26 protein-coding genes are annotated in these 26,788 nt (G+C 73.3%); 15 read left to right on the top strand and 11 right to left on the bottom strand.

From position 1 onward, the window contains the following. Positions 1 to 4: 4 nt before the first annotated feature. Positions 5 to 277: a Rho termination factor N-terminal domain-containing protein gene (locus E8D34_RS13745; RefSeq protein WP_136595202.1), complete on the bottom strand. Its 273-nt coding sequence runs from the start codon at positions 275 to 277 to the stop codon at positions 5 to 7. A gap of 187 nt (positions 278 to 464) precedes the next feature. Here E8D34_RS13745 and E8D34_RS13740 point away from each other — a divergent pair, with 187 nt between their 5' ends. The 3 genes from E8D34_RS13740 to E8D34_RS13730 all read left to right on the top strand — a co-directional run bounded on the left by E8D34_RS13740 (position 465) and on the right by E8D34_RS13730 (position 2,308). After that, the gene (locus E8D34_RS13740; protein ID WP_136595201.1) at positions 465 to 908 is read left to right on the top strand and encodes a TspO/MBR family protein; all 444 of its coding nucleotides are present in this window, start codon (positions 465 to 467) and stop codon (positions 906 to 908) included. 52 nt (positions 909 to 960) lie between these two features. Beyond that, a complete protein-coding gene (locus E8D34_RS13735) occupies positions 961 to 1,464 on the top strand; it encodes a TspO/MBR family protein (RefSeq protein WP_136595200.1) in 504 nt (167 codons plus the stop codon). Between the two features lie 61 nt (positions 1,465 to 1,525). After that, positions 1,526 to 2,308, top strand: a complete 783-nt coding sequence (locus E8D34_RS13730) for an SDR family NAD(P)-dependent oxidoreductase (RefSeq protein ID WP_136595199.1) — start codon at positions 1,526 to 1,528, stop codon at positions 2,306 to 2,308. A 94-nt stretch (positions 2,309 to 2,402) separates the two neighbouring features. Here E8D34_RS13730 and E8D34_RS13725 read toward each other — a convergent pair whose 3' ends face one another. From E8D34_RS13725 to E8D34_RS13710, 4 genes are all read right to left on the bottom strand, one after another. After that, positions 2,403 to 2,723, bottom strand: coding sequence for a putative quinol monooxygenase (locus E8D34_RS13725; RefSeq protein WP_136595198.1), 321 nt, complete (start codon positions 2,721 to 2,723; stop codon positions 2,403 to 2,405). A gap of 68 nt (positions 2,724 to 2,791) precedes the next feature. Further along, the gene (locus tag E8D34_RS13720; protein WP_136595197.1) at positions 2,792 to 4,186 is read right to left on the bottom strand and encodes an FAD/NAD(P)-binding protein; all 1,395 of its coding nucleotides are present in this window, start codon (positions 4,184 to 4,186) and stop codon (positions 2,792 to 2,794) included. 66 nt (positions 4,187 to 4,252) lie between these two features. Then, on the bottom strand, positions 4,253 to 4,768 hold the full coding sequence (locus E8D34_RS21580) for a gamma carbonic anhydrase family protein (RefSeq protein WP_136595196.1): 516 nt from the start codon (positions 4,766 to 4,768) through the stop codon (positions 4,253 to 4,255). A gap of 49 nt (positions 4,769 to 4,817) precedes the next feature. After that, positions 4,818 to 5,678 carry an LLM class F420-dependent oxidoreductase gene (locus E8D34_RS13710; RefSeq protein WP_136595195.1) on the bottom strand — a complete coding sequence of 287 codons (861 nt, stop codon included), beginning with the start codon at positions 5,676 to 5,678 and terminating at the stop codon, positions 4,818 to 4,820. Positions 5,679 to 5,831: 153 nt separating this feature from the next. Between E8D34_RS13710 and E8D34_RS13705 the strand changes: the two genes are divergently transcribed. Together E8D34_RS13705 and E8D34_RS13700 are read left to right on the top strand one after the other, a co-directional pair. Then, on the top strand, positions 5,832 to 6,695 hold the full coding sequence (locus E8D34_RS13705) for an IclR family transcriptional regulator (RefSeq protein ID WP_206056717.1): 864 nt from the start codon (positions 5,832 to 5,834) through the stop codon (positions 6,693 to 6,695). Between the two features lie 248 nt (positions 6,696 to 6,943). Next, on the top strand, positions 6,944 to 9,379 hold the full coding sequence (locus tag E8D34_RS13700; protein ID WP_240771350.1) for a lamin tail domain-containing protein: 2,436 nt from the start codon (positions 6,944 to 6,946) through the stop codon (positions 9,377 to 9,379). A 95-nt stretch (positions 9,380 to 9,474) separates the two neighbouring features. Here the strand turns inward: E8D34_RS13700 and E8D34_RS13695 are convergent, their stop codons facing one another. The 3 genes from E8D34_RS13695 to E8D34_RS13685 are packed head-to-tail and all read right to left on the bottom strand — an operon-like array spanning position 9,475 to position 11,805. Next, the gene (locus E8D34_RS13695) at positions 9,475 to 10,320 is read right to left on the bottom strand and encodes an SDR family NAD(P)-dependent oxidoreductase (protein WP_136595194.1); all 846 of its coding nucleotides are present in this window, start codon (positions 10,318 to 10,320) and stop codon (positions 9,475 to 9,477) included. Then, the gene (locus tag E8D34_RS13690) at positions 10,320 to 10,628 is read right to left on the bottom strand and encodes a ferredoxin (RefSeq protein ID WP_136595193.1); all 309 of its coding nucleotides are present in this window, start codon (positions 10,626 to 10,628) and stop codon (positions 10,320 to 10,322) included. Before E8D34_RS13690 ends, E8D34_RS13695 begins: the two co-directional genes overlap by 1 nt. A 1-nt stretch (position 10,629) precedes the next feature. Further along, positions 10,630 to 11,805: a Rieske 2Fe-2S domain-containing protein gene (locus E8D34_RS13685; RefSeq protein ID WP_136595192.1), complete on the bottom strand. Its 1,176-nt coding sequence runs from the start codon at positions 11,803 to 11,805 to the stop codon at positions 10,630 to 10,632. Between the two features lie 273 nt (positions 11,806 to 12,078). Here E8D34_RS13685 and E8D34_RS21575 point away from each other — a divergent pair, with 273 nt between their 5' ends. The 3 genes from E8D34_RS21575 to E8D34_RS13670 all read left to right on the top strand — a co-directional run bounded on the left by E8D34_RS21575 (position 12,079) and on the right by E8D34_RS13670 (position 14,270). Further along, a complete protein-coding gene (locus E8D34_RS21575) occupies positions 12,079 to 12,696 on the top strand; it encodes a TetR family transcriptional regulator (RefSeq protein ID WP_136595191.1) in 618 nt (205 codons plus the stop codon). Between the two features lie 126 nt (positions 12,697 to 12,822). Beyond that, positions 12,823 to 13,608, top strand: a complete 786-nt coding sequence (locus E8D34_RS13675; RefSeq protein ID WP_136595190.1) for an SDR family oxidoreductase — start codon at positions 12,823 to 12,825, stop codon at positions 13,606 to 13,608. A gap of 26 nt (positions 13,609 to 13,634) precedes the next feature. Continuing rightward, the gene (locus E8D34_RS13670; RefSeq protein WP_240771348.1) at positions 13,635 to 14,270 is read left to right on the top strand and encodes a PaaI family thioesterase; all 636 of its coding nucleotides are present in this window, start codon (positions 13,635 to 13,637) and stop codon (positions 14,268 to 14,270) included. A 97-nt stretch (positions 14,271 to 14,367) separates the two neighbouring features. On the opposite strand, the gene E8D34_RS13665 is transcribed toward E8D34_RS13670, so the two are convergent. After that, positions 14,368 to 16,026: a class I adenylate-forming enzyme family protein gene (locus E8D34_RS13665; RefSeq protein WP_136595188.1), complete on the bottom strand. Its 1,659-nt coding sequence runs from the start codon at positions 16,024 to 16,026 to the stop codon at positions 14,368 to 14,370. A 206-nt stretch (positions 16,027 to 16,232) separates the two neighbouring features. Between E8D34_RS13665 and E8D34_RS13660 the strand changes: the two genes are divergently transcribed. Beyond that, on the top strand, positions 16,233 to 17,009 hold the full coding sequence (locus E8D34_RS13660; RefSeq protein ID WP_136595187.1) for an SDR family oxidoreductase: 777 nt from the start codon (positions 16,233 to 16,235) through the stop codon (positions 17,007 to 17,009). Positions 17,010 to 17,048: 39 nt separating this feature from the next. On the opposite strand, the gene E8D34_RS13655 is transcribed toward E8D34_RS13660, so the two are convergent. After that, positions 17,049 to 17,717 (bottom strand): TetR family transcriptional regulator, encoded by a 669-nt coding sequence (locus E8D34_RS13655; RefSeq protein WP_136595186.1) that lies wholly within the window; start codon positions 17,715 to 17,717, stop codon positions 17,049 to 17,051. 104 nt (positions 17,718 to 17,821) lie between these two features. Here E8D34_RS13655 and E8D34_RS13650 point away from each other — a divergent pair, with 104 nt between their 5' ends. From E8D34_RS13650 to E8D34_RS13625, 6 genes are all read left to right on the top strand, one after another. Beyond that, complete coding sequence (locus E8D34_RS13650; protein ID WP_136595185.1) at positions 17,822 to 19,159, top strand: MBL fold metallo-hydrolase; 1,338 nt, start codon at positions 17,822 to 17,824, stop codon at positions 19,157 to 19,159. Between the two features lie 218 nt (positions 19,160 to 19,377). Beyond that, positions 19,378 to 20,328, top strand: coding sequence for an ABC transporter permease (locus E8D34_RS13645; RefSeq protein ID WP_136595184.1), 951 nt, complete (start codon positions 19,378 to 19,380; stop codon positions 20,326 to 20,328). After that, the gene (locus E8D34_RS13640) at positions 20,315 to 21,361 is read left to right on the top strand and encodes an ABC transporter permease (RefSeq protein WP_206056716.1); all 1,047 of its coding nucleotides are present in this window, start codon (positions 20,315 to 20,317) and stop codon (positions 21,359 to 21,361) included. Before E8D34_RS13645 ends, E8D34_RS13640 begins: the two co-directional genes overlap by 14 nt. 41 nt (positions 21,362 to 21,402) lie before the next feature. Next, positions 21,403 to 22,401 carry an ABC transporter ATP-binding protein gene (locus tag E8D34_RS13635; protein ID WP_240771347.1) on the top strand — a complete coding sequence of 333 codons (999 nt, stop codon included), beginning with the start codon at positions 21,403 to 21,405 and terminating at the stop codon, positions 22,399 to 22,401. Beyond that, positions 22,398 to 23,450 carry an ABC transporter ATP-binding protein gene (locus E8D34_RS13630; RefSeq protein WP_136595182.1) on the top strand — a complete coding sequence of 351 codons (1,053 nt, stop codon included), beginning with the start codon at positions 22,398 to 22,400 and terminating at the stop codon, positions 23,448 to 23,450. The genes E8D34_RS13635 and E8D34_RS13630 overlap by 4 nt, the downstream gene beginning before the upstream one ends. Further along, on the top strand, positions 23,447 to 24,832 hold the full coding sequence (locus E8D34_RS13625; protein WP_136595181.1) for an amidase family protein: 1,386 nt from the start codon (positions 23,447 to 23,449) through the stop codon (positions 24,830 to 24,832). The genes E8D34_RS13630 and E8D34_RS13625 overlap by 4 nt, the downstream gene beginning before the upstream one ends. Before the next feature lie 208 nt (positions 24,833 to 25,040). Here the strand turns inward: E8D34_RS13625 and E8D34_RS13620 are convergent, their stop codons facing one another. Continuing rightward, positions 25,041 to 26,675, bottom strand: a complete 1,635-nt coding sequence (locus tag E8D34_RS13620) for an ABC transporter substrate-binding protein (protein ID WP_136595180.1) — start codon at positions 26,673 to 26,675, stop codon at positions 25,041 to 25,043. Between the last annotated feature and the right edge of the window lie 113 nt (positions 26,676 to 26,788).

Below are 26,788 nucleotides of genomic sequence, written 5' to 3'. Positions count from 1 at the left end.
GCCGTCAGCGGTCGCGCAGGGCCGCGACCAGCTCGTCCTTGGTCATCGAGGACCGGCCGTCGATATCGAGCTCGGCCGCGCGCTCGCGCAGCTCGTCGACCGTCCAGTCGTCGTAGGAGCCGGCCCGGCCGCCGCGCCTGGCGATGGTCGACTTCCCCTCGGCGGCGGACGCGTTGGCGATCCGGGCGGCCTTCTCCTTCGAGGCGCCCTGGTCGCGCAGCGCCTCGTACTGCTCGGGGTTCTTCACGCTCGGACCCGGGGTCCTGTCCTGCGGCATCTCGGGCTCCTCTCGGACTGGCGGACCTGCGGTCGTCTACCCGGGAGCGGGAACGGGAAACCCGTCATCGTCAAAAATAGGTATAAATCGGGTGTTACGGTCACTCGCGACGGGAAGGCACGTGGACATGACGACACAGATGCGCCCATCTTCTGGCAGTCGCCGTTCCGTCCGAGGCGCCAGCGCGATGGTGCTCTTCGGGCACCTGCTCGCCGTCACCGAGGTGATGGCCGTCGGCGGGATCACCGCCTCCGCGGCGACCGAGGCCTACCAGGAGCTCGACCTCCCGCCGTACGCGCCGCCGGCGTGGCTCTTCCCGCCGGCCTGGATCACCCTCTACGTGCTGATGGCGGTGGCGGCCTGGCGCGCCTGGCGGGCCGCCGGGTTCGACCGGGCGCAGGTGCTCTACGTCGCCCAGCTGCTGCTCAACCTGGCCTGGATGCCGCTCTTCTTCGCGGCGGACCTGCACGGCCTCGCGCTCGCCGAGATCGCCGTGCTCTGGTGCGCCATCGCCGCGACGATGGTGCTCTTCTGGCGCCGCGACCGGATCGCCGGGCTGCTGATGGGCCCCTACCTGGGCTGGGTCGGCTACACCTCCGCCCTCAACGGCGGGATCGTGGTGCTCAACTGATCCGCCGTGCGAACCGGGTGTCAGCGGGCCCGGGCTGGGAAGACTGCGAGGCATGAGCACGCACGTCGCGAGTCGCCACGCCGCCCACGGCGCCGGACGGGGCACCAGCGCGCTGGTGCTCCTCGCCCACCTCGTCGCCGTCGCCGTCGTGGCCGGTCTCGGCGGGCTGGCCGCGTCCTCGGCCACGGACACCTACGCGGCGCTGGAGCTGCCGCCCTACGCGCCGCCGTCCTGGCTCTTCGGCCCCGCATGGACGGTGCTCTACGTGCTGATGGCCGTCGCCGCCTGGCGGACCTGGCGGGTCGCCGGCCTCGACCGCGCGCAGGTCGCCTACGGCGTACAGCTCCTGCTGAACCTGGCCTGGACACCGCTCTTCTTCTCCGCCGACCGGTACGCCGTGGCGCTGGCCGAGATCCTCGTCCTGTGGTGCGCGCTCGCGGTCACGCTGGTGCTGTGCTGGCGGCGGGACCGGGTCGCCGGGTGGCTGCTGGTGCCCTACCTGGCCTGGGTCACCTTCGCCACCGCGCTCAACGCCGGCATCGTCGTCCTCAACTGACCGCCTGCGCCGGCCCGTCCGCGCGGCCACAATGGCGGTGGTCACGAGCGAGGGGGCAACCATGCAGCGGTACGACGGCCGGCGGGTCCTGGTCACCGGAGCCGGGTCGGGCATCGGGCAGGCGACGGTGCTCCGCCTCCTGGCCGAGGGCGGCCGGGTGGTGGCAGCCGACGTCAGCGACGACGGGCTCGGGCACACCACGGAGCTGGCCGGCGACACCCGGCGGCTGACGACGCTGGTGCTCGACGTGGCCGACGAATCGTCGGTGGTGGCCGGGGTCGCCTCGGCGGTGGCGACGCTCGGCGGCCTCGACGCGCTGGTCAACGCCGCCGGGATCCTGCGCTCCTCGCACACCCACGAGACGTCCCTGGCCGACTTCGAGCGGGTGCTGCGGGTCAACCTGGTGGGCACCTTCCTGGTGACCCGCGAGGCGATCCCGGCGCTGCTCGCCGGGGACGCGCCGGCGGTGGTCAACTTCAGCTCCACCTCGGCGGAGTTCGGCCACCCGTACATGGCCGCGTACGCGGCCAGCAAGGGCGGCATCCAGTCGATGACGCACGCCCTCGCCATCGAGTACGCCGGACGCGGGCTGCGCTTCAACAGCGTCCAGCCGGGTTCGATCTCCTCCGGCATGACCGACGGCACCGGCAGGGCGCGCCAGTCGGTGGGCCCCGGGCTGCCCGAGGACGCCGACTACGCGCTGTTCGGCAAGCTGCTGCCGGCGATCGGCGACGGCTTCGCCGGCCCCGCGGCGGTCGCGTCGGTGGTGGCGATGCTGGCCAGCGCGGACGCCGCGTTCGTCACCGGCACCGAGGTCCGGGTCGACGGCGGCACCCACGCCTGACGGCGCAGCTGCCGCCGGTCGAGGTGCGAGGCGCCCCGGCGCCGAGCCTCGAGACCAAGCCGAGCCGCGAGACCATGGTGCCGGCCGCGGCGGCTCAGGGTGCCTGGAACTCCGCCAGCACGTCCCACTCCTCCGGCTGCCCCTGGAGGTTGCGGATCAGTGGCGTCTCGGCGACGTACTGCGGCAGCTCGGCGACCGCCTTCTTGAAGTGCGCCGAGGTCACGTGCGGCACCGCGGCGTCGTCGTCGAACCCCTCGATCAGGACGTACTCGTTCGGGTCGTCGAGGCTGCGCGACCACTCGAAGAACCTGTTGCCCGGCTCGGCCCGGGTGGCCTCGGTGAACTCGCGGGTGATCTCGGGCCAGGCCTCGGCGTGCTCCGGCTTCACCTTCCACTTCACGCAGATCAGGATCATGGCTCCGACTGTGCCAGCACGGCGGCCCCGGGGCGAGGGCGGGGGAGCGGCAGGGGCGAGCAGCGGGCTCAGGCGAGCTCGTCGAGTCGCGCCAGGCCGGGCGCGGTGGCGCGGGCCAGTCGCTCCAGGGCGTCGTCCAGCGCGGGGGAGGACGGCGTGCCCGGGGCGATCCGCGCGGGGTTGAGCGCGACGCCGTCGGCCCAGGACTTGATGTCGGGCTCGGCGCCGAACGCCTGGGCGTTGCGGGTGCCGACCACGTTCATCCGGGCCCAGTCCGCCATGGTGTTGGCGTACGGCGAGGGGGCGCAGACGCGGTTCTTCTCGGCGTCGCCCCGGTCGTCGGCCGCGGCGTCGAAGCGGGTCGCCTCGACGTACCCGGTCAGCGCGGCACCGAAGCACGGGAAGCCCGCGCGGATCGGCTGCGGCGTGATCACCTCGGGCTGCCAGACCGGGATCAGCGGCGGCATCTTGAGGCCCTCCGCCGCGCAGTCGACGACCAGCGCGTCGTCGGCGACCCGGATGGTGCCGCCCACCAGGTCGATCCGACCGCGGCCCGCGCTGCGGATGTGGCCGAGGCGCACGACGTTCTCGACCATCCGGAGCAGGTCCAGCTCCCAGGCGCCGAGCGTCGGTGCGCGGGCCATGGTCGGCTCCACGGACCGGTCGATGCGGTGCATGATGTCCGCCTCCTCCAGTCGGTGGAAGAGGTCGGTCAGCGACTCCGCGGCCGCGGACTCCTCGAACAGCGTCGCCGCCATCCCGAGGAAGATCGCGGGGTCGGGCTGGATCAGGCCGCGGTTGAGCATCCACGGGTCGCGCGGCCGGATCCAGCAGATGGCGTCCGGGTCCACCCCGTTGCCGAGCAGCCAGACGACGGCGTCGGTGGCGGTCTTGCCGGAGCCGACGACCACGTACTGGCTCGGTGCGTCCTCGACCCGGACCAGGTCGTTGACCGGGATCACCCGGGCGCCGGGCTCGACCGCGAAGCGGCGCGGCATCTCCGCGGGGATGTCGGGGGCCAGGTAGCGCGCGTCGACGATCCGGCACCGGGGCCCGACCTCGAAGGTCTCGCCGGTCAGGTGCGACCGGAAGGAGCCGTCGCCGAGGTAGTCGCAGCCGCCGTGGAACTCGACCTGGCCCGCGGCCCGGCGCTCCTCGAGCAGCTCGGCGTAGTAGGCGCAGATCGTCGGCTGGTCCGCCCGCTCCTGGAGGCCCTTCTCGGGGCCGCGCCGCTGCAGTCGACCGCCGCCGAGCAGCCGCCCTCCGACGCCGTAGAAGGCGGACGCCTGGTGCAGGCGGACGAAGGGGTACGCGGCCAGCCAGTGGCCGCCCGCGCCGTGCCGCCGGTCGACGAGGGCGACCCGGAGGTCGCGGTCGGCGTGGTCGAGCAGCGCGTCGACGAACGCCATCCCGGTGGCGCCGGCGCCGACGACCAGGTAGTCCGCATCGACCGCCGTGTTCACGCCGCCAGACAAGCACGGGCGCGGGCCGCCGTCCAACGCATCGCGCGGTCGCGCGGCTCCTCGGGGTCAGGCCGGCGTGGCGCCGCGGTGCTGCGCCGCCAGGTCGACGTACGCGTCCGCGTTGAGCCGGATCCCCGCGACGTGCTCCTCGCTCGTCTCCTTGACCACCTTCGCCGGTACGCCGACCACCAGCGACCGGGGCGGCACGATCGTGCCCTCGGCGACGCAGGCGCCCGCGCCGACCACGCTGCCGGCGCCGATCACCGCGCCGTTCATCACGATCGCGCCCATCCCGACCAGCACGTCGTCCTCGATGGTGGCGCCGTGCAGGACCGCGCCGTGGCCGACCGAGACGCCGGCGCCGATCCGCAGCGGGAAGCCCGGGTCGGCGTGCAGCAGGCAGCCGTCCTGCAGGTTGCTCCGGGCGCCGATCTCGATCGACTCCATGTCGGCGCGGGCCACCACGCCGTACCAGAGCGAGGCCTCGGCGGCCACGCTGACGTCGCCGGCCACCGTGGCGTTCGGCGCGACCCAGGCGGCCGGGTCGATGGCGGGGCGGCGGTCTCCGAGTGCGAGCTTCATGCGCCCGACCCTAGGGCGTGTCTCCCCGCCCCAGCACCGGCGGCTCCGGTCAGCTGGCGGGGCTCAGGCCGCCGGCCTCGGCGACGGCGGTGAGCTGGTCGAGGTACTCCTCGACGGAGTCGGCTCGGATCGTCACGCTGACGATCGTGGCGCCGGCCTCGGTCACCCGCTGCAGGCGCTCCCCGGTCTGCCCCGGGTCGCCGAGCGCGTCGAGCGGCCGGCCACCGCCGAGCACCACCTCGAAGCCGGCCGGAAGGTCGGCGTCGGCCACGAGGGCGGCGAGGTCGTCGAGGCGGCCGAACGGCACCCACCCGTCACCGAGCTCGACCGCGCGGCGCAGCGAGCGGGCGCCCTGGCCGCCGACCCACAGCGGCACCTTCGGCTGCACGGCGTGCGGTTCGACGACGAGGTCGTCGAAGGCGTAGTGCGGGCCGTCGTACGCCGGGACACGCTGACCGAGGGCGGCGCGGAGCGCGCGCATCGCGTCGTCGGCACGCTCGCCGCGCCCGGCCCAGGCGGCGCCGAGCAGGTCGAACTCCTCGCGCAGCGAACCGACGCCGACGCCGAGCACCAGGCGGCCGCCGCTGATCGCGTCCAGGGTGCCGTAGCGCTTGGCGATGGCCAGCGGGTGGTGGTAGCCGAGCACCAGGACCTGGGTGGCCAGCCGGATCCGGCGGGTGTGCGCGGCGAGGTAACCGAAGGTGGCCAGCGGGTCCCAGTAGGTCGCTCCACGCGTCTCGGCGACCGCGGTCGGCACGGCGACGTGCTCGCTGCAGGTGAGGTGGTCGAAGCCGAGTCGGTCCGCGTGCGCGGCGATCCGGGCCAGGTCCTCGATCCCGGCCGAGGCCTCCCAGGGGTTGGCCACGCCCGGGAGCCGGGTCGTGACGGGGCTGACGATCCCGATCCTCATGGCGCCTTCGTACCCCCTCGGCGGCCGGGAGAGGTGGGTCCCTCCCGGTGGTCGGGAGGCGATCCCGTGTCGATCGTTGACGGATCCACGTGTGACCGTGGTAACTTCAAAACTAGAAACGATTTCAGTTTTGAGGGAGTGGAGGGATCACCGATGTCGGTGCTCGCGATCGAGGAGAAGCAGACGACGGGTGCCGGCTCGTCGCGTACGGCGCGGGCCGGGGACGAGCGGGCGCTGCCGCCCTCGATGGTGGAGCGGATGACCCTGATCCTCGACGCCTTCGCCACCCCGAGCACCCGGCTCACGCTCGAGCAGGTCGCCCGCATCACGCACCTGCCGCGCTCCACCGCCCACCGGATCCTCGACCAGCTGGTCCGGCTCCAGTGGCTCTCGCACTCCGCGGTCGGCTACGGCCTCGGCGCCCGCTCGCTCGGCCTGGGCGGCAACGGCGGCAACCACCTCGAGCTGCGCGAGGCGGCCGCCGGTCCGCTGCACGAGCTGCTCGTCCGCACCGGTCTGGTGGTCCACCTCGCCGTGCTCGACGGCGCCGAGATCCGGTACCTGGACAAGATGGGCGGCCGGTACGCCGGCGGCATCCCCTCGCGGGTCGGTGGCACGGCGCCCGCCCACTCCACCGCGCTCGGCAAGGCGATGCTCGCCTGGATGCCGGCGGAGGACGTGGACCTGCAGATCCAGCCGGCGCTCGGCCCGAAGACCAGCCGGACGATCTGCGACATCGCCACGCTGCACCAGGAGCTGACCCGGATCCGCTCCCGGCACGGGCTGGCCTTCGAGCGCGGCGAGTGCTTCGCCGACATCGCCTGCGCCGCCGCCGCGGTCCGCGGCCCCGACGGACCGGTCGCCGCGATCTCGCTGGTCGGCGACACCGACACCCCGCTGGAGCGGGTCGCCCCGCTGGTGCTGGACGCCGCGCGCCAGGTCAGCCGAGCGCTCTTCCCGACCTTCGACGTCGTCCGGCCGCGGCTCGCCCGGGCGAACCGGGGCACCGGGGCCTGAGTCCCGCCGACCACCACCCTTCGCGGGGCCCGATCCCTCACGGGACGGGCCCCGTCGTCGTACCCGACCGACCTGACCGCCTGTTCGGCGAGGCGGCGGAAAGCTCCTGACGACTCGCGTTCCGACCGAGTTTCGCGGTCGTTCCGCCGTTGACCCTGGCGTGTCGCCGGCTCGTCTGCACAGCATGGGGGCGCGATCCCGGCGTCCCAACGGGGGACCGGCCGGGGACTGGCAGAGGGAGTGGTGTCGTGGTCGACAGGTCTCGGGTCCGGATATCGGTGGCGCTGGCCGCGCTGCTCGCCCTGGCGGGAGCGGTGCTGGCGGTGCCGGAGCGGGCGTCGGCGCTCTCCACCGACGTGGTGATCTCGGCCGTGTACGGCGGCGGGGGCAACTCCGGTGCCACCTTCAGGAACGACTTCATCGAGCTCGCCAACCTCAGCGACGCCCCGATCAGCGTCAGCGGGTGGAGCGTGCAGTACGCCTCGGCCTCGGGAGCGTTCAGCAACGTGACGCTCCTCGGCGGCACCATCCCGGCGCACGGCCGGTTCCTGATCCAGGAGAACGCCGGCGCCGGCGGCACGCTCGACCTGCCGACCCCCGACGTCCTCGGCTCGATCTCGATGTCGGCCTCCTCGGGGGTCGTCGCGCTGGTCACCGCGCCGACCGCGCTGGGCGCCTGCTCCCCCGCGTGCGCGACCGCGCCGGGCGTCAAGGACCTGGTCGGCTACGGCAACACCCAGAACGTCGAGACGGCCGCGGCGCCCCAGCTGAGCAACACCACCGCCGACGCGCGCACCGGCACCCTCGTGGACACCGACGACAACTCCGCGGACTTCACCGCCGGGGTGCCGAGCGCGACCAACAGCGCCGGCGTCACGGTCACCGTCGGCGACCCGGGCGGCGGCGGCGACCCGACCCCCGGTCCGCTGCGGATCCACGACCTCCAGGGCGCCGGGCGGCTCTCCCCGGTCGCCGGCGACACCGTCACCAACGTCCCCGGCGTCGTCACCGCCGTGCGCGCCTCGGGCTCCCGCGGGTTCTGGATCCAGGACCCCGACGCCGACGCCGACCCGCTGACCAGCGAGGGTGTCTTCGTCTACACCGGCTCGGCCGCCCCGACGGTCTCCGTCGGCGACTCCGTGCTGGTCTCGGGCCGGGTCTCGGAGTACCGGCCGACCTCGGGTGGGCAGACCCTGACCGAGATCACCTCGCCGGCGGTGACCACGATCGCCACCGGCCAGGCCCTCCCCGCGGCGGTCCCGGTGGTGCTGCCCGCGGACTACACGAAGTCCGGCGCCCTGGAGACCGAGCCGCTCGAGCCCGCCGCCTACGCGCTGGACTGGCTCGAGGTGCATGAGGGCATGCGGGTCACCCTCGCCGACGACCTGCGGCTGGTCGCGCCGGTCAACACCCAGTACGACGAGATCTGGGTGACCACCCGGCCCGACCAGAACCCGACCCCGCGCGGCGGCACGGTCTACGGCTCCTACGACGACCCGAACAGCGGGCGGCTGATGATCGTCGCGCCCGACGACGTCGACGGCGCGGACGTCGGCTCGATCCTCGCCGCCGGTACCACCGGCACGATCGACTACCAGTCCTTCGGCGGCTACGTGCTGGCCGCGACCGAGGTCGGCGCGATCACCCCGGCCGACCTGCCGCGCCAGCGTGTCCTGCCGAAGACCCGGAAGAAGGACGTCGCGGTCGCGACCTACAACGTCGAGAACCTCGACCCGGGCGACCCGCAGGAGAAGTTCGACGAGCTCGCCGCCGGCATCGTCGACAGCCTCGGCTCGCCGGACATCCTGGCGCTGGAGGAGGTCCAGGACAACACCGGCCCGACCAACGACGGCGTGGTCGCCGCCGACGAGACGATGGCCCGGCTCATCGCCGCCGTCAGCGCGGCCGGCGGGCCGTGGTACGACTGGCGCGGGGTGGACCCGAGCGACGGCGAGGACGGCGGACAGCCGGGCGGCAACATCCGCCAGGTCTTCCTCTTCAACCCGGCGACCGTCGGCTTCGTGGACCGGCCCGGCGGCGACGCGGACACCGCCGTGGAGGTGGTCGACGGCCAGGGCGACGCGGTCTCGTTGTCGGTCTCCCCGGGTCGGATCGAGCCGACGGACGTCGCGTGGGAGGAGAGCCGCAAGCCGCTGGTCGGCGAGTTCACCTACGGCAACGACACCCTGTTCGTGGTGGCGAACCACTTCAACTCCAAGGGCGGGGACTACCCGCTCTCGGCGGCGGTCCAGCCGCCGGTGCGCGGCAGCGAGGTCCAGCGGTTGCAGCAGGCGACGCTGGTCCGCGACTTCGTCGCCGAGCTGGCCGACGAGAGCGCCGGTACGGCGAAGGTGGTCGTCCTGGGCGACCTCAACGACTACCAGTTCAGTCCGGTGCTGCAGACCGTGACCGACGACGGCCAGCTGCTGCGGAACCTGTGGGACACGCTGCCCGCGGACGAGCGGTACAGCTACGTCTTCGACGGCAACTCCCAGGTGCTCGACCACATCCTGGTCAGCCCGGCGATCCGCTACGTCCAGTACGGCGTGGTGCACATCAACGCGGAGTACAGCGACCAGGCCAGCGACCACGACCCGCAGGTCCTGCGGATCCTGCACGGCTGCGAGGGGAACACCCACGCGGAGCGGTGCCAGACGTCGGACCCGGTGGTCGACGTCGACTGAGCCTGGCCGCTGGTTGAGGTGCGAGGCCGCCCGCGGCCGAGCCTCGACACCAAGGCAGCCGGCGCCTTGGTGTCGAGGCTCGCTTCGCTCGCACCTCAACCAGCGGTCTCGGGGACCAGCTTCTGCATCATCTGGTGCGTTCCGACGACGAGCTTCGCGCGGTCCGCGCTGCCCCGCATCGCGACCACGCCCTCATTGCCGGAGATCACGTGCACCGGGCCGTCGCCGATCGCGGCCAGGCCCTCGCGGGCGATGGCGTCGGGCTCGCCGACGACCATCCCGGGCAGGTCGAAGTTGAGCCCGGCACGCTCCATGGCCGGCGTACGGGTGAGGCCGAGGACCAGCTCGAGGACGTCGATGCCGGCCTCCTTCGCCTCCAGCCAGAAGCCCTCGGCGAAGATCCGGCCGAACGCCTTCGCGCCGCCGTAGACCGCCTCGCGGGGCGTGCCGAGGTAGCCGGCCAGCGAGCCGACCAGCACGATCCCGCCCTTCCCGCGGGTGCGCATCAGCCGGCCGTAGTGGTGGGCCAGCGCCAGCGGCGTGGTCACGTTGAGGTCGATCACGCCCCGGAAGCCGTCGAGGTCGCCGTCGAGGAAGCGCCGACCGTAGGAGTTGGCGCCCGCGTTGTAGATCAGCAGCCCGACCTCGAGGTCGGCGGTGGCGCCGGCGAGCTTCTCGACCGAGGCGGCGTCGGTGAGGTCCAGCGACAGCGTGCGCACCTCGACGCCGAGCGCGCGCACCGACGACGCGGTCTCCTCCAGCGGGCCCGGCTTGCGGGCCACCAGGACGAGGTTGAACCCGGACTCGGCGAGCTGGCGTGCGAAGGAGGCGCCGACGCCCTCCGAGCCGCCGGCGATGACGGCCCAGGGGCCGTAGCGGTCGAGGTCGACCGCCCGGTCCGCTGCCGGGTCGACTGCCTCGATGGCCGGTCGGTCGCTCATCAGTGACCTGCTTCCTGGATCGGGTTGGCCTTGAGGTCGTCGGGGTCCTGCACCGGCAGGGTGCCGGCCACGGCCGCCTCCCGGAGCGCCGCGGAGAGCGTGGCGCAGCCGGGGAACGCGGCGCCGTTCGGGCCCGGCCGGGGCGAGGTCGCCCGCCGCTCCAGGCAGGCCTCGCGGGCGGCGGCGGTCCACTGGATCGAGGTCTGGTCCCAGCTCGACTTGCGGGCCTCGACGCGGGCGCCGCAGGCGGTGCAGGCGACCGGCGTCATCGGCCCGTCGTCGAGCCGGACGTCGGGGCGCAGCCGCATCTCAGGCCCTCGCGGGCTGCTCGGGCTGCTGGCCCGCCTGCTGACCCGCCTGCTGCGTGCGCGCGGCCATGATCTCCGCGACCTCGCGGCGCCAGGCCTCGTTCGGCTTGCTGGTGTCGATCTCGAACTCGAACCGCTCGGTCATCTCCGGCGTCACGTCGGCAGCGTCGACGTAGAACTGCTGGTACCAGCGGCGCAGCTGGTAGACCGGACCGTCCTCCTCGCACAGCAGCGGGTTGTCGATCGTGGCCTTGTTCTTCCAGATCGCCACGTCCTGCTCGAACCCGAACTTGGTGAACGCGCCGAGCTTGCGGGCGGTCGCGTCGGGGTCCTCGAGGTGCGGTGCCTTCTGCACCATGATCCCGTACTGCAGGACGAAGGAGTTCTCGTCGATCGGGTAGTGGCAGTTGATGAGGATGGTGTGCACGTCGCCGTCCTCGTAGTGGTACGTCAGGTCGTCGATCATGAACGACGGGCCGTGGTAGGCGGCGACGGAGGTCTGGCCGATCGCCACCGGCCCCGCTCCCGGCCGCGTCGGGCGGACGTCCTCGCGGCCCTCGCCGTTCATGAACTGGGTCGCGGTGTGGCCCTCGAAGACGTTCTTGAAGTACGTCGGGAACGAGTAGTGCACGTAGAAGAAGTGCGCCATGTCCACGACGTTGTCGACGATCTCGCGGCAGTGGGAGCCCTCGATCACGGTCGTGTACCAGAGCCAGTCGGTGTACTCGTCGCTCTCGTAGGCGTCGATCCGGGGGATCGTCACGTCGGCCGGGGGCTGCTTGCCCTCCGGGTCGTTCCAGACGAAGAGCATCCCGTCCTGCACCATCGTCGGCCAGGTCGCGGTGCGCGCCCGCAGGGGCACGCGGCGCGCGTAGGGGATCTCCTTGCAGCGGCCGTCGCCGCCCCAGCGCCAGTCGTGGAACGGGCAGGCGATGGTGTCGCCCTTCACCGTGCCCTGGGTGAGGTCGCCGCCCATGTGCCGGCAGTAGCCGTCGAGGACCTTCAGGTCGCCCTTCGTGTCCGCCCAGACCACGAGCTTGGTGCCGAAGGCCAGCACCTGGTGGGGCTTGCCGTCGCGGAAGTCCTGGGCCAGGCCGAGGCAGTGCCAGCCGCGGGCGAAGCGGGCCGGGGCGGCGTCCGCCTCGATGGTGCGGACCTTCTCCTGCTGGGCGCTCATGGCTGGCTCCTCGTCTCCGGTCGAGCGACTGGTCCCGCCGAGGGCCGGGCAGGTGCCGAGCGGCCCGTCGGCGGTCACCCTCGAGTCTGCGCACGCCCGCCGTACGCCGTCGGGCGTGGTCCCACTGATCGGAAGCGCGCGGTGGGGGAGGATCGGGGTGTCCCGCTGACCGGACGCCGTTCTCGTCATCCGGTCGGTCGGTGGCGCAGGATCGTGACGCACGCCACAGTCTGGACGCTCGTCCAGCGATCGTTCAGCCCGGAGGGGGAGAGAGTGCCGCGAGTCGCCGAGAGCAGGTTGCCGGCGCTGCCGAGCTCGGAGGGGCAGAAGGACCGCTATCGGCGGATCCTGCGGGCCGCCGCGGAGCACGGGGCGGCGCACGGCCTGGACGGGATCCAGATGGTCGACGTGGCGAAGGACGCCGGCGTCGCGGTCGCGACCATGTACCGCTACTTCCCCTCCAAGACGATCCTGTTCACCCAGGTGCTGCGCGGCCTGGTGGAGCGGCTCAACGACGACGTGCCGGCGCTGCGCCCGGGGGCTGACCCCATCGACGCGGTGGCCGACGTGCTGGTCGGGACCGGCCGGGAGCTGATGCGGCGGCCGCGACTGGCGCACGCGATGCTGCACTCCAACAACGCCACCGTCGCCGGCGACGAGCCGTCGCTGGCGGTCGACTCGGCCTTCGGCGACGTGATCCTCAAGGCCGCCGGCATCGCCCACCCGACCGATCACGACCTGCGCCTGGTCCGGCTCATCGAGCAGACCTGGTACGGCGTGCTCACCTCCGCGCTGAACGGCCACATCGACGCGGCCGGGGCCGAGGGCGACATCCGCCTGGCCTGCCGCCTGCTGCTCGGCGACCTCGGCCGGGGCGTCGCCGGGGACTGACTCGATCTCCCGGTCTGCGGGAGGGCCCCTGGCGGTGCGGGAGGTCGCGGCCTAGCCTCGCAGCGGCGCCGGACGGCGCCGCGCCCGACGGCCCGGCACGGGCCACCCGCTCGCCCAGGAGGCCCCATGTCCCGCACCATCGTCGTCACCGGAGCCGGCTCGGGGATCGGCGCCTGCGTCCGCGAGCGCTACCTCAAGGAGGGCGACCTTGTGATCGGCGTCGACCTGCGCGGCGCCGACATCGAGGCCGACCTCTCCACGCCCGAGGGGCGCGCCGCGGCGGTGGCCGCGGTGACCGAGACCGTCGGTCCCGACGGCGCGGTCGACGCCCTGATCACCTGCGCCGGCCTGTCGGTCGACAAGGAGGTCACGGTGCGGGTCAACTACTTCGGCACCACCGAGGTCGTCGCCGGCCTGCGCCCGCTGCTGGCCGCCTCGCCGGCGCCCCGGGTGGTGCTGATCGGCTCGATCGCCGGCGGCGCGCACCCGAACGACCCCGCGGTGATCGACGCCTGCCTCAGCGGCGACGAGACCGCGGCCGTGGCCGCCGCCCGGGCGGCCGTCGAGGCTGGCAGCGGGTACGTGCTCTACCCGTCGTCGAAGAACGCGGTCGCCCAGTGGGCCCGTCGTACCGCGGTGTCGGCGGGGTGGGCGGACGCGGGGATCGCGGTCAACGTGGTCGCGCCGGGCATCGTGCTCACCCCGATGTCGGCCGAGCTCTTCGCGGACGCGCAGATGAAGGAGCTGATGGACGCGGCCGTGCCGATGCCGCTGCACGGGTACGCCGCAGCCGACGACGTCGCGCGGGTCGTCTGCTTCCTCGCCGATGCCGCCACCACCCACGTGACCGGGCAGGTGCTCTACGTCGACGGCGGCGCGGAGACGACCCTGCGTCCCACCACCCAGTTCTGAGCGGGGGCACGGCGATGGATGCAGCGGTGGACCCCGGCGCTGCGACGACCGGCGAGATGTTGACCGCCGACCCCGCCAACGACGGGGTGGACGCCGCGGTGGCGGCCGCCCGGCGGGTGGTGGCGGCACTGCTGCACGCCGGCGGCAACAGCGCGGCGGAGATGAACGACGTCGCGGGGCGGCTGAACGCGATCGCCGAGCACCTCGAGGAGCACGCGCCCGGCACCGACGAGCGGCTGGTCGACATGTGGGCGGGGGAGGGCGTGGCCCGGCACGACCCGGTCACCGGCCCAGAGAACGCCATCGCCCCGCCGCTGCACGTGTACGGCCTGCCCGACGGGTCGGTGAGCGGGACGGTGACGCTCGGCCTGCCCTACCAGGGCCCGCCGGGCTGCGTGCACGGCGGCGTCTCCGCGCTGCTGCTCGACCACACGCTCGGCGTCGCGAACGCCTGGGGGCCCGGCCCGTCCGGGATGACCGGCACGCTGACCCTGCGCTACCGCCGGCGCACCCCGCTCTTCGAGGAGCTCACGGTGTCGGCCCGCCAGGTCTCGCACACCGGCCGGAAGATCCGCACCGTCGGCACCATCAGCGCCGGCGGCGAGGTCTGCGTCGAGGCGGACGGGCTGTTCATCGAGGTGGATCTGCCGGTGCCCCGCTGAGGCGGCCCACAGGCCCCGCGTCACATGCAGAATGGCCCCCGAATCCGCGGATCCGGGGGCCATTCTGCATGTGACGTGCCGCTGGCGCGGCCTTCGGTCAGGCGCTGACCTCGGCCCGCTTCACCTTGCCGGTCGCGTTGCGCGGCAGCGGCTCGGCCTGGAACCGCCAGTGGGTCGGCACCTTGAAGTACGCCAGCCGCTCGGCGACGTACGCCGCCAGGTCGGCCTCGCTCACGGACGCGCCCGGGCGGGGAACCACGACGGCGGCGACGCTCTGGCCCAGGTCCTCGTCCGGCACGCCCAGCACCATCGCCTCGGCGACGGCGGGGTGCTCGATCAGCACGCCCTCGATCTCGGCGGGGTAGACGTTCTCGCCGCCGCGGATGATCAGGTCGGAGCGGCGGGTGCTCAGCGAGAGCCGGCCCTGCTCGTCCAGCATGCCGATGTCGCCGGTGTGCAGCCAGCGGTCCTCGCGGATCGCGCTCGCGGTGGCGTCGGGGTCGTTCCAGTAGCCGATCATCGTGTAGGGGCCGCGCACGCAGATCTCGCCCTCGACGCCGGCCGGGACCGGGGCGCCCGACGCGTCGCGGATCTCGACCTGGACGCCGATGATCGGTCGGCCCAGGGTGTCCGGCTTCTCGGCGAGGTCCATCGGCGTGGCGACGGCGACGGCGGTGCAGGACTCGGTCAGCCCGTAGGAGTTCGCCAGCGACGCCGCGAACGGCAGGCGGGCCCGCAGCTTGGCGTGGAACTCCGGGGTGGAGGGCGCGGAGGCGAGCGCGAAGGCGACCAGCGACGACAGGTCGTACTTGTCGAGGTCGGGGTGCTCCATCAGTCGCCGCGCCATCGTGGGCACGGCACCCCAGTGGGTGACCCGCTCGCGCTCGATCAGGGCCAGCACGCGGTCCAGGTCGAAGCCGCCCTCGTGCAGCGCGATCTTCGACCCGGTGGCCAGGCGCGGGACGGCGAGGTTGTGCAGGCTGGCGATGTGGAACAGCGGCATCACCAGGAGGTAGGTCTTGTCGCGGGGGTCCGTCGGATCGCCGAAGGCGGTGGCGAGGGCGTCGTTCATCCGGTGGTACTCGACCGCGGCCAGCAGGTTGCGGTGGCTGTGCACCGCGCCCTTGGGGCGGCCCGACGTGCCGGAGGTGTAGATGATCACCGCCGGGTCGTCCTCGGCGACCTCGACGTCGGGCAGGCTCGCGCCCGGCGCGGCGGCGGCGAGCCGCGGGATGTCACCCTCGAGGGTCAGCACCGGGACCGCGACGCCTTCGGGCAGCGCGGCGGCGCGCCTGGCGTCGACGACCAGCAGCGTCGGGTCGGAGTGCTCGAGGCCGTACGCGACCTCGGACGGCGACCACCAGGCGTTGAAGGCCACGCAGATGGCGCCGAGGGAGACGGTCGCCCAGAAGGTCAGGATCCACTCGGGGCTGTTCGCCGCGTTGATCGCGACCCGGTCGCCGGGCTTGACGCCGTACTCCGTGCGCAGGCGCTCGGCCAGCGAGGCGACCATCGCGGCGTGCTCGGCGTAGGAGATCCGGCGATCGGCGGTGGCGATGTAGGTGCGGTCGCCGTGCTCGGCGGACTCGGCGAGCAGCGCGCCGAGCGAGCGGCGCCGGTTCGTGAACACCGGGATCGTCGCGCCGAGCACGTCGGCCGGCTCCATCGCGAAAGGCCCGCCGGGGCCGACGAGCCCTCCGATCAGGGCGGCGGCGGCCGCGCGGGGGTCGGTGGCCTGGTCCTCGGTCGTGGTCATGCTGCTCCTCGGCTCGGGTCGCTCGGGTCGGGATGTGGCGACCGTCACGTGGCCGCCGGTACGCGAAGTCTCGCGCGCGCCCGTGGCGGCGCCGCGGGCGGGTACCGCTGACCGGGACAGCCGCCCGCCGTCGTACGGCGTAGGTCGGAGGGTGGCCGGGTCGGGGCCGGTGCGCCGGCCCGCCACGGAGGACAGGAGACGTCGTGATGGATGCAGTGCGGTCGGAGGGGCTCGCCGGACGGGTCGCGCTGGTGACCGGTGCCGGACAGGGCGTGGGCCAGGGGATCGCGCTCGCGCTGGCCTCCGAGGGGGTCTCGGTCGCGGTCGTCGGGCGCACCGCGGCCAAGCTGGAGGAGACCTGCCGGTTGCTGAAGGAGCGCGGCGTCGACGCCGAGGCGTTCGCCTGCGACGTCGCCGACACCGAGGCCGTCCCCGGGGTGGTCGAGGAGGTCGTCCGGCGGTTCGGTCGCCTCGACATCCTGGTCAACAACGCCTGGGCCGGGGCGATGGGCCCGCTGCTGGAGCTGAGCGACCGGGCGTTCCGCAAGGGCTTCGAGACCGGACCGTTCGCGACGTTCGCCTTCATGAAGGCGGCGCACCCGCACCTGAAGGCGACCGGCGACGGGTCGATCGTCAACCTGGTCACCTCGGCGATGGTGCGCTGGGACCCGACCACCTACGGCGCGTACGCCGCCTCGAAGGTCGCGCTCCGCTCGCTGACCCGCACCGCCGCGGTGGAGTGGGCACCCGACGGGATCCGGGTGAACTCGATCGCGCCGCACGCGCTCTCGCCGGGCCTGAAGTGGTGGACCGAGAACAACCCGGAGGAGGCCGAGGAGTTCATCGCGTCCATCCCGATGCGCCGGATCGGCGACTGCGAGGGCGACATCGGCCGGGCCGTGGTCGCGCTGGTCGGCGCGGACCTGCGCTACCTCACCGGCGCCACCATCCCGCTCGACGGCGGGCAGGCGTTCTTCGGCTGAGCCTTCGGGCGCGGTCCGGGTCGTGTGCCTCACGCCCCTCTATGCCGGGGTCTCGGGCACACGACCCGACCCCGTCCCCGGGGCCCGCAGCAGCGCCGCGAGCATGGCGATCAGGTCGTCGCGGACCGCCGCCAGCCCCGGACCCGGGCGGCTGCCCAGGCGCTCCTCGTGGGCGAGCACCCGCAGCGCGACCGAGTGCGTCCAGGTCAGCCGTCGGGCCCGGTCCTCCGGCCCCAGGTGCTGCAGGTGCCGGGCGAGCCGCCGGTTGATGGCGCTGAGCGCGGTCGGCCGGTCGCCGGAGCCGGCCAGGGCGCGCTCCAGCTCCGGGTCGTCGAGGACCTGAGCCAGGAACCGCAGCGAGTACGACGCCTCGTCGGTGTCGAGCAGCTCGACCCACGGGGCGACCAGCGCCGCGAGCAGCGACTCGATGCTCGCGCTGTCGGCGTCCGCAGCGCCGTCGAGCCCTGCCAGCAGCTCGGCGCGCCGCCGGTCGATGCGGGCGGAGCGGGTGGCGACCACCGCGTCGATCAGCCCCTCGCGGGAGCCGAAGTGGTACTGCGCCGCGGAGTGGTTGCGTTGCCCGGCCGCTGCGCTGATCTCGCGCAGGGAGACGCCGGTGCCGCGCTCGGCGATCATCCGCTCGGCCCGGTCGATGAGCGCCGCACGGGTGCGCTCGGTGCGCGGGCGCTCGGTGCCGGGAGTTGTCATGGTTGACAGTTTAAGCCATCTGACTTAGAACATGTTCTACGCCAGTCGTCTTAATTTCTCGCGGGCCGGGAGACCGGCCGACCGACCAACCCTGGGAGACCACCGTGACCGCCACCTTCCCCGAGCAGCAGCGCGCCAGCGGCGCCGCCGCGTTCGGTCGCTTCAGCCCCGACCAGGCGCTGCACATCTTCGACCGCACCGTCGACTCCGGCCATGAGCCCGGCGTGATCGAGGTGGCGCCGCGGACCTGGTGGATCCAGCCCGGCATGGTCAACGTGGCGCTCTTCGAGACCGACGAGGGCCTGCTGCTCGTCGACTGCGGCTGCGCCGGCGACGGTCCCGCGCTGCTGGAGACCGTGCGCCGGCTCAGCGACAAGCCGCTGCACACGGTCGTCTACACCCACGGCCACTGCGACCACGCCTTCGGGCTCTGGTCCTTCGTCGAGGCGGGCGAGACGCCCGAGGTGGTCGCCCACCGCAACCTCCCCGGGCACCTGCGCCGCTACCTGCGCACCCCCGGGCTCAACGCCCGCATCAACGGCCAGCTGGAAGGCAGCACCGGCACCCGGTGGCTCGAGCGCGAGCAGGACGTCGTGTGGCCGACGGTGCTCTTCGACGACACCCTCGAGCTCGAGATCGGCGGCGAGCGGTTCGTCGTCCGCCACGGCAAGGGCGAGACCGACGACGCGGCCTGGGTGTGGGCGCCCGAGCGCGGCGTGATCGCCGCCGGCGACCTGGTCACCGGCTACCTGCCCAACGCCGGCAACCCGCGCAAGGTGCAGCGCTACGCCGAGGAGTGGGCCGACGCCGCCGACCAGATGGCCGCGCTCCGGCCGAGCGTGATCATCCCCGGGCACGGCGACCCGGTCACCGACCCCGACGCGATCCTCGACGAGCTCGGCGCGATGGCGCGCCTCCTGCGGCTCATCGTCGACCATGCTCTCGCCGGGCTCAACGCGGGCGTGCTGCCGGACGCCATCGTGGACTCCCTCGAGATCCCCGTCGAGCTGCGTGAGCACCCGCGCCTGGCTCCGCTCTACGACCAGCCCGAGTTCATCTGCCGCAACGTGATCCGCCGCTACGGCGGCTGGTGGGACGGGTACCCGTCCCACCTGCTGCCCGCCCCGCAGGACCGGCAGGCCGCCGAGGTCGCCCAGCTCGCCGGCGGGGTCGACGTGCTGGTGCACCGCGCCCGCGCGCTGGCCGAGACCGTGGCGGCCGGCTCCGGCACCGTCGAGGACCTGCGACTGGCCTGCCACCTCGCGGAGTGGGCGTTCCTGGCCGACCGCGACCACGTCGGCGCCCGGGCGGCGTACCGCGACGTGCTCGAGCAGGCGGCCCGTGGCCAGCTGGGGCTGATGGCGCAGCTGAACCTGCGCACCAGCGCCCAGTGGGTCCGCGACGCGGAGCGGGCCGAGAGGGCGCGGTCCGGCCAGGCGTAGTCCCGGTGGTCGTGTGCCTGAGGCCGACCTGCAGGTAGGTCTCAGGCACACGACCCGGTCCGGGCCGGTCGCACCCCGCTCCGTCCCCGTCTCCGCTCCCCCCGGCCACCGTCTCCCGGCCCTGCCGCCGTCTCCCGGTGAGCGGGACTCCCCGGTTTGTGACTGGACTCACGACCTAGCGTTGGCGCCGCTCTTCGGCCGCCCAGGAAGGACCACACGTGCGCGCAATCCTCAGCCGCCTCGGCCAGTTGGTCGCGGTGCTGGCGCTGGTCAGCTTCGGCGTCTTCGCGCTGGTCGCGCTACTCCCGGGAGATCCCGCCGCGGCCATCCTCGGCCCGGGGCGTCCGCCCGAGGAGTACGCCAAGCTGCACGCCGAGCTCGGCCTGGACCAGCCGCTGCTCCAGCGCTACCTGGACTGGCTCGGCGGTGCCCTCACCGGTGACCTCGGCGCCTCCACGGTGCCGCCGTACACCGACGTACTCGACCGGATCTCCGCGGCGCTGCCGGTCAGCCTCGAGCTGGCCGTGCTCGGCCTCAGCATCGCCCTGCTGATCGCGGTGCCGCTGGCCCTGGTCTCGGCCTACCGCGAGGGCGGCCTGGCGGACCGGATGATCAGCGGCGGGGTGTTCGCGGTGCTCTCGGTGCCCTCGTTCCTGATGGGCCTGCTGCTGATCATGCTGCTCGTCGACGAGCTCGGACTGCTGCCCCGTTCGCAGTGGGTCCGCCTGTCCGAGAGCGTCACCGGCAACCTCTCGCACGCGATCCTGCCGGCGCTGGTCATCGCGCTGCCGGAGGCCGCCCTGTTCACCCGCGTGCTCCGCAACGACCTGGTCCGCACCCTGCGCGAGGACTTCGTGCTCGCCGCGAAGGCGAAGGGGATGCCGCCGGCCCGGGTGCTGGTGACCGAGGCGCTGCGCCCGTCGTCCTTCTCCCTGGTCACCGTGCTCGGGATCGCGCTCGGCACGCTGATCGGCAGCACCGTGATCGTGGAATCGCTCTTCTCCCTGCCCGGCATGGGGTCGCTCGTGGTGACCGCGGCCAGCCAGGGCGACTTCCCGATCGTCCAGGGCGCCACCCTGGTGATCGCGACGCTCTACGTGCTCGTCAACACCGGCATCGACGCGGTGTACGGCTACCTGGACCCGAGGACCCGTCGTGTTGCTCACTGACCCCCGCGCCGTCCGCGGCACCCTGCTCACCCGCCGCCAGCTCGCGCTGCGCGGTGCCGCCCTGGCCGCCGCCGGCGTGGTCCTGCTCGCGCTCGCCCTCTCCGGCCTCCTGGTCCCCGTGGTCAACCCGGTCCTCGCGATCGCCGGCCTGGTCCTCGCGTACGCCGGCGCCGACCGCCTGCTCTGGGCCGCCCGCCGGCGCCGGGCCGACCTGCTGCTCGGCCTCGCCGCCGGCTGGCTCGTCGTGCTCGTCGCCGTCGCGGTGCTCGCCCCCGTGCTGCCGCTGGGCGAGCACGAGGACGTGGCCGCGACCATCCTCGAGCCGACCTACCTGGAGCCGTTCCGCTACGCCGACCACCCGCTCGGCACCAACGGCTACGGCCTCGACATGCTCGCCCGGGTGATCTACGGGGCGCGCGCCTCGCTCACCATCTCCCTGATGGCGGTCAGCATCGGCCTGGTCGTCGGCGGCGCCCTCGGCGTCGTCGCCGGCTTCTACCGGCGGCGGGTCGACGGCGTGATCGGGATCCTCACCAACGCGCTGCTCGCCGTGCCGCCGCTGATCCTGCTGATCGTGCTGGCCACCGTGCTGGACCCGAAGGTGCGCAACATGGCGATCGCGCTGTCGCTGCTCACCATCCCGACCATGGTCCGGCTGGCCCGCGCCAACACGATCGCGTACAGCCAGCGCGAGTTCGTGCTCGCCGCCCGCGCGCTGGGTGCGACCCGGCTGCGGATCATGGCCCGCGAGCTGGTGCCCAACGTCGTCCCGCCCATGCTGTCGATGGCGGTCGTCGTGGTCTCCAGCCTGATCGTCGCCGAGGCGTCGCTGAGCTTCCTCGGCCTCGGCATCCAGCCGCCGCAGCCGACCTGGGGGAACATGATCCTCGAGGCCGAGGCCAACGACACCATGAGCCAGCACCCGTTCATCCTGCTGGTGCCCGGCGTGACGCTCTTCCTGACCGTCTTCTCCTTCAACCTGCTGGGCGAGCGCGCCCAGAAGCGGTGGGACCCGAGGGGGGCCAAGCTGTGATGCCTGCACGCGACCGAGCCGACCGAGCCGACCGAGCCGCGGTGCTCGAGGTCGAGGACCTGCACACCCGCTTCACCACCCCGCGCGGCGTGGTCCGCGCCGTCGACGGCGTCTCGCTGAGCCTCGCCGCCGGGGAGACGCTCGGCCTGGTCGGCGAGTCCGGCTCCGGCAAGTCGGTCCTGGGGCGCACCCTGATGGGGCTGGTCGCGGCCGGCCCGACCACCGAGGTCGTCGGCACCGTCCGGATCGGCGGCCGGGCGGTCCACGAGCTCTCCGCCAAGCAGCGGCGTCGCCTGTGGGGCCCGGAGATCGCGATGGTCTTCCAGGACCCGATGACCTCCCTCAACCCGGTCCGGAAGATCGGCGTGCACCTCACCGACCCGCTCCGGCTGCACCTCGGCCTCGGCCGGCGTGAGGCGCGCGAGCGGGCGGTGGAGCTCCTGGAGACCGTCGGCATCCCCGAGCCGCGACGGCGCCTGGACCAGTACCCGCACGAGCTCTCCGGAGGCATGCGCCAACGGGTGATGATCGCCGTCGCGCTCAGCTGCGACCCCGCGATCCTGATCGCCGACGAGCCCACCACGGCGCTCGACGTCACCGTGCAGAAGCAGATCCTCGACCTGCTCGCCTCGCTGGCCGCCGAGCGGGACATGGCCACGATCCTGATCAGCCACGACCTCGGCGCCGTCGAGGGACGGACCGACCGGGTCGCGGTCATGTACGCCGGCAGGGTGGTCGAGAAGGCGCCGACCAAGGACCTCTTCGCCGCCCCCCAGCACCCGTACGCCGAGGCGCTGATCGCCTCGGTGCCCCTGCTGTCCGCGACGCCGCACACCGTGCTCCGGGCGATCGACGGCACCCCGCCCGACATGGCCAACCCGCCCGACGGCTGCCGGTTCGCGCCCCGCTGCGGGCGGGCCGAGGACCGGTGCCGGTCCGAGGCCCCGGCCCTGGTCGAGGCCGCGATCGACCGCACCGTGGCCTGCCACTTCCCGGTCGACGGGCCCACCGGCGTACCGATGAAGGAGGGCGTCCGATGACCGCCAGCCCCGTGGACGCCGCCGCCCCTGAGGCGCCGGTGCTCAGCGTCCGTGACCTGGTCGTGGAGTTCCCGGTCGGCCGTCGCCAGGTGGTGCACGCCGTCTCCGGGATCAGCCTCGACCTGCGCGCCGGGGAGACGCTCGGCATCCTCGGCGAGTCCGGCTGCGGCAAGTCCAGCGCGGGTCGCGCGATCATGCAGCTGCCGGCGCCCACCTCCGGCTCGGTGGTCCTCGGCGACACCGAGCTGGTCGGCCTCAGGTCCCGTGAGGTACGCCGGGCCCGGGCGCGGATGCAGATGATCCTGCAGGACCCGATCTCCTCGCTGAACCCGCGGCGCAAGGTCAAGGACCTGGTCGCCGAGGGGCTGGAGGTCTGGGGGAGCTCGACCTCGGGCGGCGACCGCGACGCGCTGCTGCGCGAGACGCTGAGCGCCGTCGGGCTCGACCCCGACGTGGTCTGGGACCGCCGCCCGCACGAGCTCTCCGGCGGCCAGTGCCAGCGGGTCTGCATCGCCCGCGCGCTGCTGATGGACCCGACCGTCCTGATCTGCGACGAGCCGGTCTCCAGCCTCGACGTCTCGGTGCAGGCACAGATCCTCAACCTGCTCGAGCGCACCAAGGAGCGCTACGGGCTGAGCGTGGTCTTCATCGCCCACGACGTCGCGGTGGTCAAGAACATCAGCGACCGGGTGATGGTGCTCTACCTGGGCAAGACGTGCGAGGTGCTGCCCTCGGACGGCCTCGAGGTCGAGGCCCGCCACCCCTACACGCGGCTGCTGCTGGCCTCGGTGCCCGGCGCCGAGGAGGCGGGGCAGCCCGCCGTCGCGCAGACCACCACCGAGCTGCCGTCGCCGCTGAACCCGCCCTCGGGCTGCCGGTTCCGCACCCGCTGCCCGCTGGCCACCGAGCGCTGCGCCGCGGAGGAGCCGCGACTGCGGGAGGTCGCGCCCGGCCACCTGCTCGCCTGCCACCACGTCGACCCCGAGACGCCGTCCGGGACCGACATCCCGTCCGAGACCGACCCCACCCTGGAGGAGCACCACCCGTGACGCTGCCGTCGACCCATCCCGACGCCCTGGCCACCGCCGCATCGATCCGAGCAGGGGAGGTCACCGCCCGGGAGGTCGTCGAGGCCGCGATCGCGCGCATCGAGGAGCGGGACCCGGCCCTCAACGCCGTCGTCGGGCGTCGGTACGACGCCGCGCTGGCCGAGGTCGACGCCGGGCTGCCCGCGGGGCCGCTCTCCGGCGTACCGTTCCTGGTGAAGGACCTCGGCGCCGACGTCGCCGGCATCCCCAGCACCTCGGGCAGCCGGCTCTTCGCCGACAACGTGCCGACGGCCGACTCCGAGATCGTGCGCCGCTACAAGGCGGCCGGCCTGGTCGTGCTCGGCACGACCAACAGCCCCGAGTTCGGGCTCAACGCGAGCACCGAGCCGCTGCTGCACGGCCCGGCCCGCAACCCGCACGACCACTCGCGGTCCACCGGCGGCTCCAGCGGCGGCTCCGCGGCCGCGGTGGCGGCCGGGATGGTGCCGGCCGCGCACGCCACCGACGGCGGCGGCTCGATCCGGATCCCGGCGGCCGCGTGCGGCCTGGTCGGCCTCAAGCCCAGCCGCGGCCGGACCACCGGCCACCCCGACACCGGCACGCTGGCCGGACCGGTCTCGGTGCCGCACGCGGTGACCACCAGCGTCCGCGACAGCGCGGCGCTGCTCGACGTGATCGCCGGGCCGCTGCCGGGCGAGGCGTTCTCGGCGCCCGGCCCCCGCACCACGTTCCTCGACGCCGCGTCCCGCGAGCCCGGTCGGCTCCGGATCGGCGTGGCCACCGAGATCGCCGGCTTCGACGTCGACCCGGCCTGCCGCGACGCCGTGCTGGCGACCGCGAAGCTCTGCGAGTCCCTCGGCCACGACGTCGAGGAGGCGGCCGCCGGCTTCGACCCGGCCGAGGTCGCCGCCTCCTCCGGCGTCCTGATGGGGGCCGACCTGGTCGTCACCATCGATGACCGCCTCGCCGAGCTCGGCCGGGAGAAGCTGGAGCCCGGCGACGTCGAGCCGTTCACCGAGATGCTCTACGGGTACTTCTCCGGCCTCACCGGGACCCAGGTGCACCGCGCGCTGCGCGCGGCCCAGGACATCGGCTGGCGGCTGGGCCGGCACATGAGCCGGTACGACGTGCTGCTCACCCCGACCCTGACCGCGCAGACGGCGCCGCTGGGCCTGCTCGACACGTCCCGCCCCGAGGTGATGTGGCAGCACGGCAGCACCTACTCGGCGTGGACCAGCGTCTTCAACGTCACCGGGATGCCGGCGATCTCGCTCCCGCTCGGCCAGGCGCCCGACGGCATGCCGATCGGCGTCCAGTTCGCCGCCGACCTGGGGCGCGAGGAGCTGCTGATCTCCCTGGCCGCCCAGCTGGAGACCCGCTAGCCGAGTAGGTGGAAAGCGCCGGTCGAGTCTGCCGACTCGACCGGCGCTTTCGACCATTTCGGCCGGCGCTGCCGACCCTCTCGGCGGCCGGGGCTTCCCACCCACTCGCGACAAGGGAAACCGCCCCGGACCTCGCGGTCCGGGGCGGTTCGTGTGGGTGCTGCTGTGGTGTGTCCGTCGGTGACGGCGGCCGCTCAGCGGGCCGTCGTCACTCCTTCCACGCCTGGTCGTAGAGGAACATCGTCTCCGTGGTCGGCACGATGCCGTGCACGTTGTCGTTCCACGGCTCGAACGTGCCGCCGGCGGCGATCCCCACCCCGGGCACCTCGCGGTCCCACAGCTCCTCGATCTTCTTCATCGTGGCCATGCCGTCCTCGGGCCCCTCAGCGGCCTGGAGCTGCAGCAGCAGGTTGTCCATCTGCTGGCTGGAGTAGCCGGTCGTGTTGGACGGGGACGAGGCGCCGAGGCCACCGGCCAGGCGGGAGTACGGGTCCATGTCCGGGATGTTCATCGCGGCCACGCCCAGGTCGTAGTCGTGGTCGATGTAGAGCTTCTGGACCTGGTCGGCGATCGATCGCAGCGGGTCCAGGGTGACCTCGAACCCGACGGCCTCGAGCATCGCCTTGATCGTGACCGCAGCGGACTGCGAGGCGGCGTCGGCGCCGTGCGTGTAGCTGATCTTGCCGTCGTACCCGTCGGCCATCGCCTCGGCGAGCAGCTCCTTGGCCTTCTCCGGGTCGGTCGCCGTCGGCTCCACGCCCGTGTACCACGGCGAGGACGTGGGGAAGAGGCTCTTGGTCGGCATACCGGCGCCCTCGCGGACACGCTCGACGTAGGTGACCGGGTCGAAGGCGTAGTTGATCGCCTGGCGGACGCGGAGGTCGGCACCGGGGCGACCGTCGCGGTTGTTGATCAGCAGCGCGTCGCCGAGGCCGGTGGCGTTCATCATCCCGGAGAGCCCGGCGTCGTGGGCCTCCTCGACCACCCGGGAGTTGCGGATGTACGCCGTGTCGGCGTCACCGCTCTCGAGTGCGTCGAGCTTCGCCTGGTCGTCGGCGCCGCCGAGCCAGATGAAGCGCAGCGCGTCGAGGTGCGGCGCGCCGTTGAAGTAGTCCTCGTTGGCCGTGAGCACCAGCTCCTCGCCCGGGGCGTACTTGTCGAAGGTGAACGGTCCGGCGCCGATCGGCTCGAACTTCTGCGGGTCCTGGTACGCCGCGGGGGCCAGGATCATCCCGGGACCGCCGGCGAGCATGTTCGGGAAGGTCGTCCAGGGGAAGTACAGCGTGAAGGTGACCGTGAGGTCGTCGACCTTCGTCGTCTTGGCCACGTTGGACGACATCAGGAGCGACTGGTACCCGTACCGGCCGTTGTAGTACTCCAGGCTGCCGAGGACGGCGTCGGCGTCGAGCGGCGTGCCGTCGGTGAACGTGACGCCCGGACGCAGCTTCAGCGTCCAGGTGACGTTGTCGTCGCTGGTCAGCGACTCCGCCAGCTGCGGGACGTACTCGTTGGTGTCGAAGTCGAAGCGCATCAGCGTGTCGTAGACGGCCGCCAGCGCGCTGCCGCCGGTGGCGCCGTTGGCGTAGGTCACCGTCGGGTCGAGGCTGCGGGGCTCGCCGTAGTCGGCGACGGTGAGCGTGCCGCCCTCCTGGGGCTCGCCGCCGTCGTCGTCGACGTTGACGAGGCCGGTCGTGTAGATGTCGGACTTGCTGGTGCCGCCTGTCGAGCTGTCCTTGGTGCCGCCGTCGCTCTTCGGCGACGACGTGGCGCATCCGGCCACTGCCAGCGTGCTCACCAGGAGCGCTGCGGTCAGCCGCGACCGGTGCGAGAGAGATGACTTCACTGCTTCCTCCACGGTGCGTGCGAGGGCACGGAGCCGCCCGAGTCCAGGCCGCCGATGCCGATGTGTTCACGGTCACAGTGGGTGGAACGCGGGTGCCCGCATCGGCTGTGTCC

This window comes from Nocardioides sp. GY 10113 (assembly GCF_004919105.1).
Classification (GTDB): Bacteria; Actinomycetota; Actinomycetes; order Propionibacteriales; family Nocardioidaceae; genus Nocardioides.
The sequence above is the reverse complement of the archived record's forward strand: the minus strand, read 5'-3'. Positions and strand labels throughout refer to the sequence as shown.

Bases quoted from the DNA above. Each gene is read 5' to 3' on its own strand.
- E8D34_RS13745 (WP_136595202.1), bottom strand. From the start codon at position 277: ATGCCGCAGGACAGGACCCCGGGTCCGAGCGTGAAGAACCCCGAGCAG.
- E8D34_RS13665 (WP_136595188.1), bottom strand. From the start codon at position 16,026: ATGACCACGACCGAGGACCAGGCCACCGACCCCCGCGCGGCCGCCGCC.
- E8D34_RS13730 (WP_136595199.1), top strand. From the start codon at position 1,526: ATGCAGCGGTACGACGGCCGGCGGGTCCTGGTCACCGGAGCCGGGTCG.
- E8D34_RS13655 (WP_136595186.1), bottom strand. From the start codon at position 17,717: ATGACAACTCCCGGCACCGAGCGCCCGCGCACCGAGCGCACCCGTGCG.
- E8D34_RS13710 (WP_136595195.1), bottom strand. From the start codon at position 5,678: ATGAGGATCGGGATCGTCAGCCCCGTCACGACCCGGCTCCCGGGCGTG.
- E8D34_RS21580 (WP_136595196.1), bottom strand. From the start codon at position 4,768: ATGAAGCTCGCACTCGGAGACCGCCGCCCCGCCATCGACCCGGCCGCC.
- E8D34_RS13675 (WP_136595190.1), top strand. From the start codon at position 12,823: ATGTCCCGCACCATCGTCGTCACCGGAGCCGGCTCGGGGATCGGCGCC.
- E8D34_RS13735 (WP_136595200.1), top strand. From the start codon at position 961: ATGAGCACGCACGTCGCGAGTCGCCACGCCGCCCACGGCGCCGGACGG.
- E8D34_RS13630 (WP_136595182.1), top strand. From the start codon at position 22,398: ATGACCGCCAGCCCCGTGGACGCCGCCGCCCCTGAGGCGCCGGTGCTC.
- E8D34_RS13685 (WP_136595192.1), bottom strand. From the start codon at position 11,805: ATGAGCGCCCAGCAGGAGAAGGTCCGCACCATCGAGGCGGACGCCGCC.
- E8D34_RS13660 (WP_136595187.1), top strand. From the start codon at position 16,233: ATGGATGCAGTGCGGTCGGAGGGGCTCGCCGGACGGGTCGCGCTGGTG.
- E8D34_RS13695 (WP_136595194.1), bottom strand. From the start codon at position 10,320: ATGAGCGACCGACCGGCCATCGAGGCAGTCGACCCGGCAGCGGACCGG.
- E8D34_RS13740 (WP_136595201.1), top strand. From the start codon at position 465: ATGGTGCTCTTCGGGCACCTGCTCGCCGTCACCGAGGTGATGGCCGTC.
- E8D34_RS13725 (WP_136595198.1), bottom strand. From the start codon at position 2,723: ATGATCCTGATCTGCGTGAAGTGGAAGGTGAAGCCGGAGCACGCCGAG.
- E8D34_RS13690 (WP_136595193.1), bottom strand. From the start codon at position 10,628: ATGCGGCTGCGCCCCGACGTCCGGCTCGACGACGGGCCGATGACGCCG.
- E8D34_RS13705 (WP_206056717.1), top strand. From the start codon at position 5,832: ATGTCGGTGCTCGCGATCGAGGAGAAGCAGACGACGGGTGCCGGCTCG.